The organism is Paenibacillus massiliensis 2301065 = DSM 16942 (assembly GCF_000377505.1).
Lineage (GTDB): Bacteria > Bacillota > Bacilli > Paenibacillales > Paenibacillaceae > Paenibacillus > Paenibacillus massiliensis.
This window is the reverse complement of sequence record NZ_KB898186.1, coordinates 147,093-163,589: the sequence shown is the minus strand read 5'-3', so window position 1 is coordinate 163,589 and position 16,497 is coordinate 147,093. Positions and strand designations below refer to the sequence as shown.

Below are 16,497 nucleotides of genomic sequence, written 5' to 3'. Positions count from 1 at the left end.
GCATAATCGTCACTAACCGTTCTAGAATTGCTCGTCACTCCAACCATCATATCAATAATATTGAAGAAACAACAAAAAAGAGGGGCTCCCCCCTCCTTCGTGCCACACCCTCTAAGATGTGTATATCCACGCTCCCAATGGAGCATGATTTAATTAATTGCTGACCGCCTTCTTCTCCTCTTGCTCCCATGTTTCGTTGGTCAATGCCAGCGCACGATTGGTATTTCTGTGTATCTCCTGCAGAAGCTCCGGATTTTTGGACAAGGACACCCCATACGACGGGATCATCTCCTTGATCTTCGCCTCCCAGGCAGGCAGCTGCTGCGGGAAGCATTTTTGAATGACCTCCAGCATAACGGAGACTGCTGTTGATGCACCTGGCGAGGCTCCCAGCAGAGCAGCGATCGAGCCATCTGCTGCGCTGATGACCTCTGTACCGAATTGAAGCGTCCCGCGACCGGCTGGCGTATCCTTGATAATCTGCACGCGTTGGCCTGCGACGACCAGCTCCCAATCTTCACTTTTCGCATCAGGCACAAATTCACGCAGAGCTTCCATGCGTTGCTCCTTGGATAGCATGACTTGCCCGATGAGATACTTGGTCAACTGGAAGTTCTTCGCACCTGCCGCCAGCATCGTCAGCAGATTATCGTGCTTGACAGAGGTGAGCAGATCCAGGATAGAGCCGAACTTCAGGAATTTGGGTGAGAATCCTGCAAAAGGCCCAAAGAACAATAGCTCCTTCTTATCGATCACTCGTGTATCCAGATGCGGTACAGACATTGGCGGTGCACCGACGGAGGCTTTTCCATAGACCTTGGCACGATGCTTGGCAACGATCTCCGGCTTCTTACATACCATGAAGAGCCCGCTAACCGGGAACCCTCCAACTCCTCTGCCTTCTGGAATACCCGATTTCTGGAGCAAATGAAGACTGCCGCCACCGCCGCCGATGAAGACAAATCGGGCGGAGCGACGCTCTGTGACACCGCTTTCCAGATTTTTCACCTTCAGCTCCCACAGGCCTTCTGCATTCCGTGTTATATCTTCGATCTGATGATTATAATGAATGTTCACGTTGCTCTGCTGCAGATGCTTGAATAGTATGCGCGTTAAAGCGCCAAAGTTAACATCTGTACCAGAGTCGATCTTGGTCGCTGCTAGCGGTCGGTTACTTACCCGATTCTCCATCATTAGCGGAATCCACTCAGCCAGCTTGGCCGGGTCGTCTGTAAATTCCATGCCTTCGAACAACGGATTTTCTGAAAGCGCTTCAAAACGCTTCTTTAAAAAAATCACATCTTGTTCGCCCTGCACAAAGCTCATATGTGGTACGGGTACGATAAAGTCTCGCGGATCTGAAATCCGGTTGCTGCTCACAAGATATGACCAAAATTGCTTCGAAAATTGATACTCTTCATTGACCTTGATAGCCTTGCTTATATCAATAGATCCATCCGGTTGTTCTACGGTGTAATTCAGCTCACACAGCGAGGAATGGCCTGTACCGGCATTATTCCATTCGTTGGAGCTTTCTTCGCCTGCACTGGCTCGCCGTTCATACACGGATATTGACCATTCCGGCACTAATTCCTTTAGCAGTGCTCCCAGCGTTGCACTCATAATTCCGGCACCAATTAAAATAACGTCTGTGTTCAATTCTCGGTTACTCATTATACCGTCCTTCTCCCCTACAATTTGCAGGAAGGATGCTTGCGCTCCTGCTTAGTCGCCTAACAAATCCGTGTGTCACCTACTCACACACAACTTTCTGGATGATTTTGATATTAGTGTATCACTATTACTTAAAGATTTTAATAATTTTTCGAAATTTTTAAGAAAAATTGTATGGTAAAACCGTTAAATAAAGAAAGAACCATATCCCTCCCCGTAGCGGAGTGATATGGCCCTTCTCTCTAACTCATTTGAATATCATTACAGCCCTTCAATTAATGCACTAATAGAGCTATCCGTCTTCAGAGCACGGATAATGATCGTCAAGGCTTCGGCACGAGTAGCATGATTCTGAGGAACGAAGGTGGATGCAGACATCCCCTGCACCAGATTCGCAGACGAGGCTTGCTGGATGGCTTGCGCTGCCCAGTAATTGCTGCTCACGTCCGTGAAGCTGGCTGGCGTACCTGTAGCCAATACCTCAAGATTCAGCACACGCGAAATGATCGTTACCATTTCAGCACGGGAGATGGTCGCATTCGGCTTGAAGCTGCCATCCTCGTATCCGTTCACAATGTCTTTCTCCGCCAGCGTTGCAATATAGCCTGCTGCCCAGTGAGCAGAGGTATCCTTGAAATCAGTGGAAGCCGAGCCCGCTGTCAGACCAAATGCACGGGCAATCATCGCTACGAACTCCGCTCTCGTCACCGTGGCGTCAGGGCGGAAGGTACCATCACTGTATCCATCAACGACTCCTAGCTTGACCGCTGTCCCAACGGTATCACTACCCCAATGATTAGCTGTATCGTTGAATGATGTCGTTCTGTTGCTTGCCACAGCAATGGCATCAGTGATCGCCTGCAGCACAGCTTGCCTTGTAATGACGTTCGACTGGAACGGGTTCACGCCGCTTGGCTGCTCGGATGCACCATTATCAGTAGGAGTTGCAGGAGTCGTTCCGCCACTGGTTGTTCCACCCGTAGTTGTCCCGCCTGTCGTCGTTCCCCCGTTGTTCGTTCCACCAGATGTACCGCCTGTGGAGCCTGAGCCATCGGATGAGCTGTCAGAGCTTGACTTGGACGTGATGGAGAGCACAACCTTGTCTGTCTGATAGACGATCTTGGCATTATACTGACTTGGTACGCCAGTGATCGTTACGGCATCGAAGCTTCCTGTCCGCTCGTTAGCCCCATGTGTGATCAGGGTAATCGAGCCTCTGCCTGGTACATAGCCATCTGCGAATTTTACGTGCAGGGCCCCTGCCAGTTGGACTGTACCTTGGACATCGACTACGTCATCGGAACGAATCAGGTTCAGCTCCAAAGTACTGCCGGCTGTCTGTGTGAAGTTACCGCCAATCGTCATGGCACCATATACATTCTCTACAACGGTACCCCCATTATTAAATACATCACCGCTACCGAAGGCTGATGCAGAGTCCCCTTCCAGGGTACCTGCATTGATCTGTGTACCACCGGAGTAAGTATTGCTGCCTTGCAGCTTCAGGGTACCTGCCCCCTCCTTCGTCAGCTTGCCGACGCCGGAGATGTTATTGCGCCAGCGATCTTCTGCATGGAATCCACCCTGATAGGCATCCATCGTCACCGTTACATCGTTATGGAAGGCACCGTATCCGTCTGCCGCTGCAAACAGATTCAAGCGTCCCCAGCCCTCTGGATCATCCAGCACGGGGTAGCCGGATGGCAGACCCGTGGTAGCCAGCACTTCGCGGCGCTGCTCCGCACTCAGATACGGCAGGCGAGTCTCCAGCAAGACCTCCGCACCCTTAGGCACGCTAACAGGCTTCGTAGTCGAAGCAATCTGCGGGAAGTCGTAGGTCAGACGCTGAGTGAATTGCGCCTTGTTCTGATCATAATTGCTGAAGCGATCCTCTGCTGTACCTGTTTCGGTCAGCAGGAATTCATGCGCCTGATCATACGCTGCCTTCTTTAGCTCGGCGTTGTCGGGGTCATTCAGCGTAGCTGCAGCCAGCGCCGTCGCCATAACACGTCCGCCCATTACATCCAGCGGGGAGTGCATCCCGGCAACGATTCGGCTATTCCCCATTTCCGAGGCTCGGGTCAGTAGCTCCTGATAACGCTCAGGCACAGCATAAGCGAGTGACAGGGCAGCCAGATATGACGCATTCGTATGGCCGCTTGGGAAGCCACCATCTGTAGCTGGCGTCTGACTAATCGCAGGCACCAGTGTAGGCACGATAATGGAGGTATCATTGGCCCAACGGTACGGTCTAGGATAGCTATAGTAATTTTTCGCTGGTGTCGTCGAAGCATAGTTACCGCGCAGCTTCCCGATCAGGTCAACCATCTTGCCCAGCTCAGAGTTGGAGTCTCCCGCCTGATTGGAGCCATTGCCATCATTGTACTTGACCGATGTGGCATTCTCCGGAATGCTGGTAATCGTCGTATATGTGCCGGACTTCTCACGGTACACCTCGGATAGAGACCCCAGACCGTCAGCAGCCCCATACGTCTGATTCCTGCGGTCATCGTAGTAAGCTCTTTCCTCATCCGCAGCACTGCGAGTAGCAGCTGTATTGACCACATACTGAATGTTGGCATCCAGCACGCTACTATTCAGCTTTGTCCCGTTATCCCAGGAATCCCCCGGGGTCCACAGCTCCAGGAAGCCAGACAATACCCCGATCGAAGGGTTCGAGTAGACCTCCTTATTTACGGAAGTATTATTTTTGTAGGTATCTACAAAATGCCCCCATACCGGAGCTGCCGGTAGTTCAACCGTGGATGGAGTCCGTGACTCGCCCGATACAGCATAAGAAGGATTTAAGGCAACGCCATTGGACAGCAACATCAATCCCAACGTCACAGATACTAGCTTTCGAGTGGACTTCTTTTTCAATTTGTCTGCTCCCATCTTTTTGGATATCGAACGATTCGACCCCAATCTAGCATCGGAGCGTGCTCTACAGCAATATAACAATTTCTCCTTTATATCAATTTGGGATGCTCTCACTAGTTTATGAAGATTTATGTAAAAACCAAGCAAATATCGTCTATAATGAAGGTGTTAATTTTACATTCCGTTAATGAAATTCGACAGTTTCTTGTGTATAAGCCCTGAAAGGTGTGGTGTATAATCGCAGCGGGAGGGAGAGTATATCTTGAAAAAGTGGAATTCCGTATTCGCCAATCTGGCATTTTCCTACATTTCTATTGTGCTTGTCATTGTACTGCTGCTCTGCTCTGTCTTCTATATATACTTCTCCAATAACTACAAACAAGAATTACACGACAAGCATCAGATGATTCTTGAGAATACAGCTCATACCATTGAGACATCTGTTCTGGAGCGAGTCCAGCAGATCTATCTGGATATCTCACTGAACAGGAACGCTGATGTGCGATGGTTCGCCGATTCATCCCTGGACAGCAACCTGAGCAGGGTCATTGATCTGCAGGAGCTGCTTAAGTCCAAAGTAACCAGCAACTCGGACCTCGTACATGCTATTCATCTATATAATCCGAAGCAGAATATTCTGCTCTCTTCCATCTACGGGCTTGAATATCAAGCAGATCAAGGCAGTAGCTCGAGCGTGCTGGCCGATTGGGTCCAAGGTATGCGAAGCAACGAGCACAGTAGCCTATGGACAGGAGTCCGTCCGGTTCCAGTTGATGCCCTATCCAGCCTGCCTGATAACCATGATGCTGGCTTGATCACTTATGCCCACAGCTACCCCTTTCAAGAATCTGGCGAGAACGCCGATCTCATGATTGCTATTGATGTCAAAGAAAGCGCCATTAACGGTATCATTCAAAATATGATGCCATCTCCATATAGTAGTACGTTTATAGTAGATTCTTCTGGCACCAGCATCTCCGATCTGTCTCAGGAGGGGCCGACTCAAGCTTACGGCTCTGAGGTGATCAACGCCCTCATGTCCTCTGCGGAGAGCGGAAGTTTTCACAATATGGTCAATGACACCTCCTATGTAGTATCCTATGAGACCCTTCCATCCACAGGCTGGAAGATCATGAGTGCCATGCCTGCCAGCTCCTATTATGAGAAGACCATTGTCGTGCAGAAGCTGATTCTCGGTATCTGTCTGCTAGTCATTCTGATCGGTGTTGCACTATCCGGCTTTCTGGCCAGAGCAAGCTACAGTCCGATCAAACGGCTGGTCGGCAAAATTAAGGATTCGCTCGATCCTGCGACTGCACAGGTCACGAATGAATTCAAGCTGATCGACACAGCCTTCCTTCGATTAAGCGATAAGGTCTCCAGCCTTGAAGAGACCCTGCTCGCGAGCAGCTCGGTCATTAAGCATAATACGATACTGACCCTGCTCCGCAATGGCTATTCCCGTGAGGAATGGTCGAATGAACGAAGTCACCTGCGTCTCCCGCATGATTTTCGCCATTATGCCTGTATAGTCGTGAACTCTGGAGAAGTGTTCGCCCGGCTAAGCTCCAGCCATATGGAATATGTGGTACATGAAATGATCAAGCAACTGGAGGAGGATGCCCTGTCGCATAGTCATTCACTAAGCCATCCGCGAAGCCACATCATTGCCGAAGAGCTGCCTGACAAAAAGCTGGTGATCATACTGGGTGCCGAAGAAGCGAACAATCTGCTACTGGAGGAGCTGTCTTCATTCGTACTCACGGTAGGACGGCAGCAACTCAGTCTGGACTTTCAGCTCGCGTGGGGCTCCTGGGTGCAGGAGCTGACGGACATCCATGAGAGCTATAACAAGGCACAAGCCTTGATGAAATACGGGTATTTCTTGCCGGAAATGCCGATTCTGCGGGATCATCATTTACTGGAGCGAGAGCATAGCTTGGAGGAGCTGCCACAATCCATTCTCGTCCGCTTCCGTGAGAAGCTGCATGCCAGACAAGCTGATGAAGTCACAATCGTGCTTGACCAGCTCGTCGCCGCTATGCGCGAGGATAACTATCCTGCGGATTACTGTCATTTTATACTATCGAACACGGTGTTCACCGTCTCCGATTATATGAAGAATGTTCGGTACAGCCACCCTGAGCAAGGGAAGCTGGATTTGTACTATCAGTATATGGAGATTCAGAATATTCTGGAGTTCCGGAGTTGGCTTGTGGATGTGGTTGCCGACTTTATTATGCAGATGGAAAAGCGCAACAGTGAACGTGCCGTCTCCAGCATTGAACTTGCGAGGGAGTATATCCATAGCCACCTGGCAGAGGATCTATCACTTGAGGCGGTTGCTGCACAGGTGTATATCAGTCCAAAGTACCTGAGCAAGCTCTTCAAGGAAGAAATCGGTGTCACGTACACAAGCTATATAACCAACCAGCGTATGGAGCAGGCCAAAGCGCTGATTGAGACCACCGACATGACTGTCGAGCAGGTCGCTGCTACAGTAGGCTATGGCACAGCGGCTTATTTTATCAAAAAATTCAAGGAAATCCACGGCTGTACGCCAGGCAATTACCTGCGTACTTTGAAGCAGACCTAACACAAGTAGAGCAGACATAGCACACGTAGAGCAGACATAGCACACGTAGAGCAGACGTAACGGACGTGAAGCTGACATCTTGTACATGAAAAGCATCTACCGCTGGCCTGCAGCCTACGAGTCCGAATAACGCATAGGAAGGTTCCACAGCATGAAAATGAAGAGATTACAGCGCTTCGGCGTTCTTGCCGCAGTCATATGGCTAGGCCTCATTAGCGGCTGTGATTCGGTAGTGAGATCCACTACAGACATAGACGAACCTCAGGCCTCAGTAGCCTCTGCTGCTCCTGAATTCCATATTTCCTGGACGATGCATCAGAATCTCCCCGTGCCGGAGGATGCCGAGATGGTTCGGTATGTCGAGAACAAATTCAATGTACGACTGGATATATGGAACCTTGAGAATAACCGCTATGAGTCACTACTCGACATGAAGCTGGCACAAGGAGCCATTCCTGATCTGTTCAGGATAAGACAGCCGCAGGATCTTCTGAAGTATCAGCAGCAAGGCATGCTCGCAGAGATACCAAGAGACATGCTGGAGCAGAACGCCCCCAACCTCTTGAAGGCGATCCGTGAGCATGCTCCATCCTATGAAAACTATGGCACCATTGATGGCAAATATTACGGTATCCCTGTCGTGAATCCTACGAATATCTACCGGATTCCAGTGGTGTATCGCCAGGATTGGCTGGACACGCTTGGTCTGAAGGTACCTGAGACGCTGGAGGAGTTCGAGAAGGTCATCTATGCCTTTGCGAATGGCGATCCCGACGGCAATGGCCTTAAGGATACCTATGGTCTATCGAGTGAGGGCATGAATGTTGTCTTCGGCGCCTTCGGTCAGATCGTCTTCGCAGATCAGCTGTATTTTGGTAAGAAGGATCAGGAGCTGGTCATCGGCGCTCTGGAGCCAGAGATGAAGGAGTCTCTGCAATACCTCCGCAAATGGTACCAGGATGGCGTCATTGATCCCGAATTTATCACTGGTGAGAACAAGGGCGGCTACAAACACCTCTCGCACGCCTTTATCCAGGGCAGAATCGGCATGACCTCCAAGGGGAATTATTATCATTGGGTCCAGCAGGGCGATTACAAGACCTTGCACTACCGCGAAGGGATGGCTGCGGAAGAGTCACCTGTAGACGCAACCTTTAATGCTCGGGAGCTGCTCGCGAAGGAGCCTGACGCAAGGATTACCTTCGGTCAGCCCTTCACGGGACCCTATGGACAACGAGGCTCCAAGGCCTACGATATGCTGATGAGCTTCACGGCTATCGGGGCTGATGCCGCCAAGGAGCCAGGCAAGATGGAGCGAATTCTGCAAATGCTGGATTACGTCAGTGCCAATCCCGATCTGGACGAATATACGTCCATGAATTATGGTGTCATGGGCAAGCATTGGGAATGGGCTGATGCCAGCAGGAAGGATGTCATCGTCCTGCCGCCCTACAACAGCATGTTCAGCTATCAGAACAAGATCGGCGCCAATCTTGGCATGACGGTACCACGGATGCCCACAGACCGGGGCGCAGAGTGGGCCTCGACGCAGAAGCTTGACCGAGACGGTATCTACAATGCCTTGGAGATTGCCACCCCAGCCTTGAGCAGGTATGGACCCGAGCTGATGAAGCTGAAGAACAAAGCCTACGTTGCCATCATCACGGGTGAGAAGCCCCTATCGTATTTTGACGAGTTCGTTCATGAATTTATGGGTGCTGGGGGGGCCGAGGTGCTGCAGGAGGCCAATGATTGGTATCGTGAGCATACTGGGCAGTGAAATACGGATTTAACTAGTGGATATGCCCATACTGACGGAGTTCTCGTATGCTGATCAATACCACAGTTTGGAATCTGGCAATCGCGGGAGGCGGAATTGTTGGCGGCCTTATACTGTAGTCAGGCGGAGTAGAAGTGTTTCCGGGACTGTTGCTAGTTCTGCTGCTCCTTGCTGTAATTATTGCATGGAGCTCGAAGAAACATGCTTTCCCTGCTAAACATAAATAGAAAACGCGCTGTGTTGGTCTTTCAGTTGAAGTGGCGACGGCATTATTTTCTCTTTACACTGCAGCGATTAGGTGGTATCATCATTTCTATAATTATAGAATCATAGAAATCAAAATGGAAAGGAAATTATAATGGATCATGTTGAACACGAACTCGTGCAGGCTGTTAAAGTATACAAGGCTCTAGGTGAACCTACACGATTAAAAATTGCATTAATGCTGGTAAATGAAAGCAATCAATGTGTTACCGCGATTAGTGAACAGCTTGGAAACGTGGCTGGCTCAACATTATCTCATCACCTTAAGCAACTGACGGATTCGGGCTTAATCCAGTCGCAAAAGAGCGGTTCATTTATTCACTACAGTGTTAATCAAGAAGTGGCAAAGAAATTTGCGCCATATTTACTGGCGTAAATTTTTTGATAATAAATTCTATATATTTAGAAATATAGAAATGAAAGGAGCGAACGGATATGAAAAAAACACTCAACACTGGAACTTGGAATCTCTACACTTCTCCACACCAATTCCAATACAGGAAGCGTTATGCCTTACGAACGACTGCGACAAGAAGAGATTCAACTGGAAAGAAAATGTAAACCTATATCAACTTTAATTCTATATATCAAGATATATAGAATTGGAAAGAGGTACAATAAGATGCTTAAATCGTGGAAAATCTATATTTTAGCTATTGTTAGTTTTTTAGTGGGGACTTCGGAATTTGTAATTGCCGGAATATTGGATCTAGTTTCCAGAGATGTAGGCGTAACAATTGCTACTGCTGGCCAACTCATTTCGGTTTATTCGATTGCTTACGCGGTTGGCACTCCGATTCTCATTGCGGCTACCTCAAAAATAAGCCGAAGAAAACTCATGTTGGCTGCTTTGGCGCTATTCTTTATTGGAAATCTGATCACAGTGGTCACGAACGGCTATGCGATGCTTGTTGGAGCTCGGGTTATCTTAGCTCTTAGCACCGGTGTCTTTACGGTGGTTGCGCTAACTGTTTCTGCTCAAATTGCCGGACCTGGCAAACAAGGCACTGCCATAGCAACGATTATGATGGGATTTAATCTATCGCTTATTTTAGGTGTTCCTCTGGGAAGGGTCATTGCAAGCACCTACGACTGGAAAGTGATCTTTTACGGAATCGGGCTGCTTAGTTTTATCGCGATGCTGGTCATTTCATTCACTATACCAAAGTCCAAGGGAGAGGCAAATGTGCCTCTTAGAGAACAACTTGCCCTGTTAAAAAATCCCCAGCTTTTATTAACCTTGTCGATCAGCTTCTTCTGGATGGTTGGTTACACGATTATTTACACGTTTATTACACCATTTCTGCTGAACATTACTGGAATGAGCAATAGCATGGTGAGCATTTCGCTATTTGCTTTCGGCATAGCAAGTCTGCTTGGCGCCCAGGCTGGAGGATATGGTGCAGATAAGTTGGGTATTCCACGTACATTGAATGGAAGCCTGATCATCCACGCTGGTATTTTGCTCCTGATGACTGTATTTGCTCATTCTTCTATAGCTGTCTTTCCGTTGCTTCTTTTATGGTCGTTTTTTGCCTGGTTTACGGGGCCCGTTCAGCAAGTGTATATGATTGGCTTGGCACCAAGCGCATCGGGAATTCTCTTGAGCTTGAATACATCTTTCATACAATCGGGAATTGCGGTGGGAGCTGTTGTTGGCGGTGTGGTTGTGGAAAGTTTCTCACTGCAGTCGATCGGCGTGGCTGGGGCAATTGGTGTTGCAGTTGCACTCCTCCCAGCTATAATATCGCTTTCGATGCGAAGTCAATCTGCAAATGGAATAGGACCCGCCGCGGGCAAGCAATGAAACAGACTTTTTCCAAACTAGTATGCAGAAATTATGGCTCAACCTCAAAATCAGTGCTTGACCACTTAACTCGAAGGGCGATGACGATTGCATTCGACTAAAATGGCTGCTACAGAACTGATCATGTGTCCCTATGAATTGTTTAGCTCCGCGGATAACTTACAAATTCAATGATCTTAAAAAAGCATCTCCCGAGCGCAGATCAGCCAGCCTGCAGAATACCACAGAGCTACTGATACTACGTTCAAGAGATGCTTTTTAAATGTACCGAAGATCCTGTTCCACAGTCCTTAGTTGGACAAGATCCGCTCCAGGTCCTCTAAGGCCAGCATATTTCCGTATGCAGAGTAATCCAGCCACGGTTGCTCCTTCAAGACATACACCTGGTTATTCTGAACGGCCTTGAGGCCCATCCAGAGCGGATCAGACTTCAGATCCTCGAACACTTTATCGCTGCCCTCATCCACAGCGGATACTAGCACAAAGATTGTATCAGCTTCAAAGTCAGGCAGCACTTCCTTGGAGATATTCTCCCAGTTTTTCGTGATCGCTTCTACACCCTTGGCAGGAGTAAAAGCCAGATCCTCATACAGGATCGGTCCAAGCGGACGCTCCGTACCGTATACACGCAAACCCTTCGCAGATACACGGACCGCCATAACTGTGCCATCCCCCAGCTTCTGTGACGCTAACTCCGATACCTGCTTAGCTTTGTCCGTGTACTTGGCGATGTACTCTTCTGCTGTCTGCTCACGATCTACGAGCTTACCGATTTCACGCACACGATCCATCCATCTTCCCTCATCCAGGTTAATGACGTGCGTAGGGGCAATTTTCTCGAACTTATCCAGCCCCAATTTGTTAGCGAATTCGGCATCAATGAAAATTTCATCTGGCTGTAGACCAATCAAAGCCTCCATATCTGGATCTTTCGTAAAACCAAGATACTCCACATCGGGATAACGCTCTTCTGTGATCGGCAGATAATCGCTTGTTGTCGTCGCTGCTGGCTTAATGCCCAGAGCCATCAAGTCTCCAGTCAGGAAGATCGAGATCGAAGCGACTTTCTTATCATAGGCCCCTTCAGTAGACGCTGCTGCTCCTTCAGCTCCTGTCGTCGTCTCTGCATTGGTCGAGGTGTTCTCTGTGGTCGTCGTAGCCGAGCCACCTGCTCCGCAGGCCGCCAGTATGAATAACAGGCATAAGGTCGTGATAATCGTTGTATATGCTCTCATGTTGTGAGTCCCCTTTGTCAGTTCTATTTATAAGAGATTGCTAGTTATAAGTGATTGATCTTCGCAGCAGGTACAGAAAGTAGGGAGCGCCTACCGCAGCAACTATAATGCCTGCCGGAATAGCCTTGGGATCAAATACAGCTCGTGTCAAAGTGTCCGCCAGGACAAGAATGAGCATGCCCAGCAGCCCGGAGATTGGAATCAGGTACTGATGATACGGACCTACCAGCCTTCTGGCCATGTGCGGTGCTACCAGCCCTATGAACCCGATACCTCCCGCCATCGACACACTCGCTGACGACAACGCCACAGCAATACATAGAATCTGGATACGTTCTCGTTGTACGGGTATTCCAAGGCTAAACGCCGAAGCGTCCTCCAGTGCCATCGCATTCAGGCTCCTGCTCTTCATCCAGGCAATGGGGATCAGCGCCGCGATCCAAGGCAGAATTGCATATACGTTAATCCAATCTCTGCCCCATATATTCCCTAGCATCCAGCTTGCGGTGAACGAATAGGTCCGCTCATCCAGCTGTAGTGACAGATACAGGCTTGCCGCATTGAATCCAGCAGCTATGGCAATGCCAATTAGGATCAGGCGGGCTGGCAGGAACCCTTGCTGTCGCTCCCACACGAATAGGATAATGAGAGCTGCTGCCAAGACTCCGCCCATGAAGGTAAACAACGGGATCATCAGTACGGGGAGTGTGTTCAGTGACTGAAAATAGCTCATATAGATCAACAGTCCGAACGATGCTCCAGCATGAATTCCCAGTATGCCCGGATCAGCGAGCGCATTTCGCGTAATACCTTGCAGCAGGGCACCTGCAATACCTAGCCCCATACCTGCCAGCATCGTAATGATAATTCGGGGCAGACGATAATCGAAGAGCACCATCTCATGCCTGTCATTTCCATGACCAAGCAAGGTGTTGATAACGTCTGGGAAAGGAATGGCCATGGAGCCTGTATTGAGCCCTAACGCAATCGCAAAAATGACTGCTCCCAGTAGTACGGTGCCTATGCGGAGCGTGCGTGTAAGACGCTTATGTATGTGTGTCCTCATAGATTCCGTCTTTCCTTTCGCGCAACATAGAGGAAGAAGGGTACGCCGATGATGGCAACAACAACACCGATCGCCAGCTCTTTGGGTGGATCGGCCATACGTGCACCTAGATCAGCGAGGACTAGCAGTATGCTGCCAAGCACCGCCGACATGGGAATGACATAAGTGTAATTCACACCGACCAGCTTCCTTGCTATGTGCGGTATGACCAGTCCGACAAAGGCGATGGAGCCTACAGCCGACACGGACACCCCTGCCAGTAACAAGGCAAATACAATCGCATATACACGCACCTTGCGAATATGTACTCCCAGATTGGTGGCTACCTCTTCCCCTAAAGCGATAATGGAAATGGATCGACCCAGGATTAGGGCAATGAACAATACAACCAGAATGACTGGAAGAACTACACGTAGCTGCTCCCACTCCACTCCCGCTACGCCACCTGCATACCAATAAGCCAGATCCTGGCTCAGTTCAAAATAAATAGCGATACCCGAGGTTAACGAATGCAGCAATGCCGCGACTACCGTTCCAGCGAGTGTTAACTTCATCGGGGTTAACCCACCCGGAGTTCCTGCACCGAGCAGGTAGATGAAGGCTGTACTTGCGAGTGCTCCTGAGAAGGCCAGCAGCATCAGGACCGTGAACGGAAGATGGGGGAACAGTACAAAGCTGAGCGCCACAACAAACATCGCTCCTGCGTTGATGCCTAACACGCCGACATCGGCCAGCGGATTACGGGTGACACCCTGCATTAAGGCCCCTGCCACAGCAAAAGCAGCTCCTACCAAGGCAGCGGCGATTACCCGGGGAAGTCGTACCTCTTGAATAATCTGATGTGCGGTTGAGCTGCGGTCATAGCTGAATACGGCCTCCCACACGTTACTGATCGTTAAATCCTTGGCTCCGAAGGAAATCCCCATGAACATGGAGCAAGCGAGCAGCAGTATAGCCAGAAGCAAGACGAGAGTGAACCGGAGGGGCTTCACAGTATCATTCATGGAGTAGGTATCACATCACTTTTCTCACTGATAATCATTTTCAATTAATTGATTTTAAACGAAACCTATGATCACGTCAATTATGCAATTTCATTCATATTCATACCTTTCTTTCCTGTGACTAGAAATTAAAGATTAATAGCGTATATGAAATATCATCATTAACAACAAAAGGCCTCAGACAACCAAAAGCCCTCAAGGCCACACCCTGAGAGCTTGTTATCATTGATTTATTTCCAAATACTCTATCTCATGATCTCTATAAATTTAGCCACCGGATCAGGAGATAATGTGGTACTACACACGAATTAGCAATGTCTTTGCTCGGTCTCGCTAATGAAGAGGGAGGTAACCCAATAAGGCTAAAGTAACGACTGAATAGCTGGCTCCATATCTTTAATTTCCGTGATCGTCTCGAACCGAGCGGCTACATGTCCATGACGATCAATCACAAATTTGGTGAAATTCCATTTCACTCCATCCCCGGCGTAGATGTCCGGATACTTATTCTGCAAAAAGTCGTCCATCCATTGACCGCTTGAGCTCTGAGTATCAAAGCCTTGAAAGGGTGCTTGCTGCGTTAAATATTGAAATAATGGGTGTGCTCCAGCTCCCCTCACTTCTACCTTCTCGAACAACGGAAACGTCACGCCAAAAGTACCTCTACAATATCGCTCCACTTCAGCATTTCGATCCGGTTCTTTATCGTTGAATTGGTTACAGGGAAAAGCGAGGATTTCCAGCCCTTGCTCCCTGTAGTTCTCATATAGCTGTTGAAGATCAGCGAATTGACGGGAATAGCTACACTGGCTTGCTGTATTGACAATCACTAGAAATTTGCCCTGATAAGCACTTAATGGAACAGAGCTGCCATCGATCTTGTTCACTTGGAATTGGTATATCGACATTTCACCCTACCTCCCTTGAATCTCCCACTAATCATGAATTCAATGAAACATATTAGTAAGCTATACTGGTATCTTAAGTCTCAATGCTTTATTGTTCAAATATATAATACAAATACCGTCTATAGGATAACCCTATAAATAGACAATCAATATTTATACATAACCGATTACTCGGATGTACAAATAGGAACCCTAAACAGACCTCCCCTGACTTACTCAAGAGAGGTCTGCGAGAGAAGCAACACTCTATCTCATGATTTCTATAAAATGCTTCAGAATCCGCGCGGTTAAGCCCCAGATGGTGTAGCTCTGGTAATCATAGAACCACTCTTCAATGGGCCGTGTTCTCCACTGATAGTTGGCCCCGTTCATGATCTTGTCATAAGGAAAATCGGGTGCGGGCACAGGCTCTACAGCCACCTCATGCATATAAGGCTCGTAGCTTAATAGCCACTGGAGCGGCACCGTAAATACCTCCTCCACCTCATCTCTATTGTACGCATGAATGATCTGGTCGTAATCCACCTTCGCTACGAATGGATAGACCACGAAGGACGGCGAGGCCACATACGGACTTAACGGTCCTACAATCTGCACCGACTCGGGATCAATCCCCAGCTCCTCATGAGTCTCTCGCAAAGCGGCTCCGAGTGGTGATGCATCTGTCGCATCAATACGCCCCCCAGGGAAGCTGATATCACCGGGCTGCTTGCGCATCGTGTAGGAGCGGACCTCGAATAGAACATGCCATTCGCCCCCCACCTGGACCAACGGAATCATGACCGCACAGCGAAATGCCGTAGACTCCCCAATAAATAAAGACGGATGCTGAGCTAACTGGTTTTTCAATGTATCTAGGAACATGGAATTCCCCCGCCCCTTCTGAGTGTAGTATTTTGAGATATAGGTCATACAACTATTTGAATAGGTCCAATTCGGGTCGACAGTACCCTACAACAAAATCTAACAGTTCTAGTATAATGTCATCTTCTTCGACGCTACCTCTCAGCTGATTCAGGCATGTATACATGCTATCCTTTGACAAGCCTGTATCCTTGAAGGCAACCAGGAGCTCTCTTAGCTCCAGCACATCTTTACTCTCAGCTATATTACTACGCAATTCCTCACTGAGCTTATCTTCCATGGACATCCTTTCATATCCTTTCATTGTCCCCTTTGATCTTTCGATGCTTCCTTTACCATTTCGTCCCCTTACACATTGGACATCTCGGAATAGGAAAAAGGACCGCAACCCCTGCTATTGGTTATTATACCAACTGCAC

The 16,497-nt window shown here is 48.7% G+C and carries 12 protein-coding genes; 4 read left to right on the top strand and 8 right to left on the bottom strand.

Going from position 1 to position 16,497, the window contains the following annotated elements; translation table 11 throughout:
* Positions 1 to 153 precede the first annotated feature (153 nt).
* Together mqo and D328_RS31790 are read right to left on the bottom strand one after the other, a co-directional pair.
* Entirely contained in the window at positions 154 to 1,674 is a 1,521-nt protein-coding gene (gene mqo, locus D328_RS0104670) for a malate dehydrogenase (quinone) (protein ID WP_018883801.1), read from the bottom strand.
* Between the two features lie 261 nt (positions 1,675 to 1,935).
* Entirely contained in the window at positions 1,936 to 4,569 is a 2,634-nt protein-coding gene (locus D328_RS31790; protein ID WP_033412269.1) for an S-layer homology domain-containing protein, read from the bottom strand.
* A gap of 247 nt (positions 4,570 to 4,816) precedes the next feature.
* Here D328_RS31790 and D328_RS0104660 point away from each other — a divergent pair, with 247 nt between their 5' ends.
* From D328_RS0104660 to D328_RS28350, 4 genes are all read left to right on the top strand, one after another.
* Positions 4,817 to 7,150 (top strand): helix-turn-helix domain-containing protein, encoded by a 2,334-nt coding sequence (locus D328_RS0104660; RefSeq protein ID WP_018883799.1) that lies wholly within the window; start codon positions 4,817 to 4,819, stop codon positions 7,148 to 7,150.
* 151 nt (positions 7,151 to 7,301) lie between these two features.
* A complete protein-coding gene (locus tag D328_RS0104655; protein WP_018883798.1) occupies positions 7,302 to 8,930 on the top strand; it encodes an extracellular solute-binding protein in 1,629 nt (542 codons plus the stop codon).
* A gap of 358 nt (positions 8,931 to 9,288) precedes the next feature.
* Positions 9,289 to 9,570, top strand: coding sequence for an ArsR/SmtB family transcription factor (locus tag D328_RS0104650; RefSeq protein WP_018883797.1), 282 nt, complete (start codon positions 9,289 to 9,291; stop codon positions 9,568 to 9,570).
* Between the two features lie 246 nt (positions 9,571 to 9,816).
* On the top strand, positions 9,817 to 11,001 hold the full coding sequence (locus tag D328_RS28350) for an MFS transporter (protein WP_033412311.1): 1,185 nt from the start codon (positions 9,817 to 9,819) through the stop codon (positions 10,999 to 11,001).
* A gap of 290 nt (positions 11,002 to 11,291) precedes the next feature.
* On the opposite strand, the gene D328_RS0104640 is transcribed toward D328_RS28350, so the two are convergent.
* The 6 genes from D328_RS0104640 to D328_RS0104615 all read right to left on the bottom strand — a co-directional run bounded on the left by D328_RS0104640 (position 11,292) and on the right by D328_RS0104615 (position 16,364).
* The gene (locus D328_RS0104640) at positions 11,292 to 12,236 is read right to left on the bottom strand and encodes an ABC transporter substrate-binding protein (RefSeq protein WP_018883795.1); all 945 of its coding nucleotides are present in this window, start codon (positions 12,234 to 12,236) and stop codon (positions 11,292 to 11,294) included.
* A gap of 40 nt (positions 12,237 to 12,276) precedes the next feature.
* Positions 12,277 to 13,302 (bottom strand): FecCD family ABC transporter permease, encoded by a 1,026-nt coding sequence (locus tag D328_RS0104635; RefSeq protein WP_018883794.1) that lies wholly within the window; start codon positions 13,300 to 13,302, stop codon positions 12,277 to 12,279.
* Positions 13,299 to 14,306 carry a FecCD family ABC transporter permease gene (locus tag D328_RS0104630; RefSeq protein ID WP_018883793.1) on the bottom strand — a complete coding sequence of 336 codons (1,008 nt, stop codon included), beginning with the start codon at positions 14,304 to 14,306 and terminating at the stop codon, positions 13,299 to 13,301. Before D328_RS0104630 ends, D328_RS0104635 begins: the two co-directional genes overlap by 4 nt.
* 362 nt (positions 14,307 to 14,668) lie before the next feature.
* Positions 14,669 to 15,214, bottom strand: a complete 546-nt coding sequence (locus D328_RS0104625) for a glutathione peroxidase (protein ID WP_018883792.1) — start codon at positions 15,212 to 15,214, stop codon at positions 14,669 to 14,671.
* Positions 15,215 to 15,460: 246 nt separating this feature from the next.
* Positions 15,461 to 16,078 carry an NUDIX hydrolase gene (locus D328_RS0104620; RefSeq protein ID WP_018883791.1) on the bottom strand — a complete coding sequence of 206 codons (618 nt, stop codon included), beginning with the start codon at positions 16,076 to 16,078 and terminating at the stop codon, positions 15,461 to 15,463.
* A gap of 52 nt (positions 16,079 to 16,130) precedes the next feature.
* A complete protein-coding gene (locus tag D328_RS0104615; protein WP_018883790.1) occupies positions 16,131 to 16,364 on the bottom strand; it encodes a hypothetical protein in 234 nt (77 codons plus the stop codon).
* Positions 16,365 to 16,497: the final 133 nt, after the last annotated feature.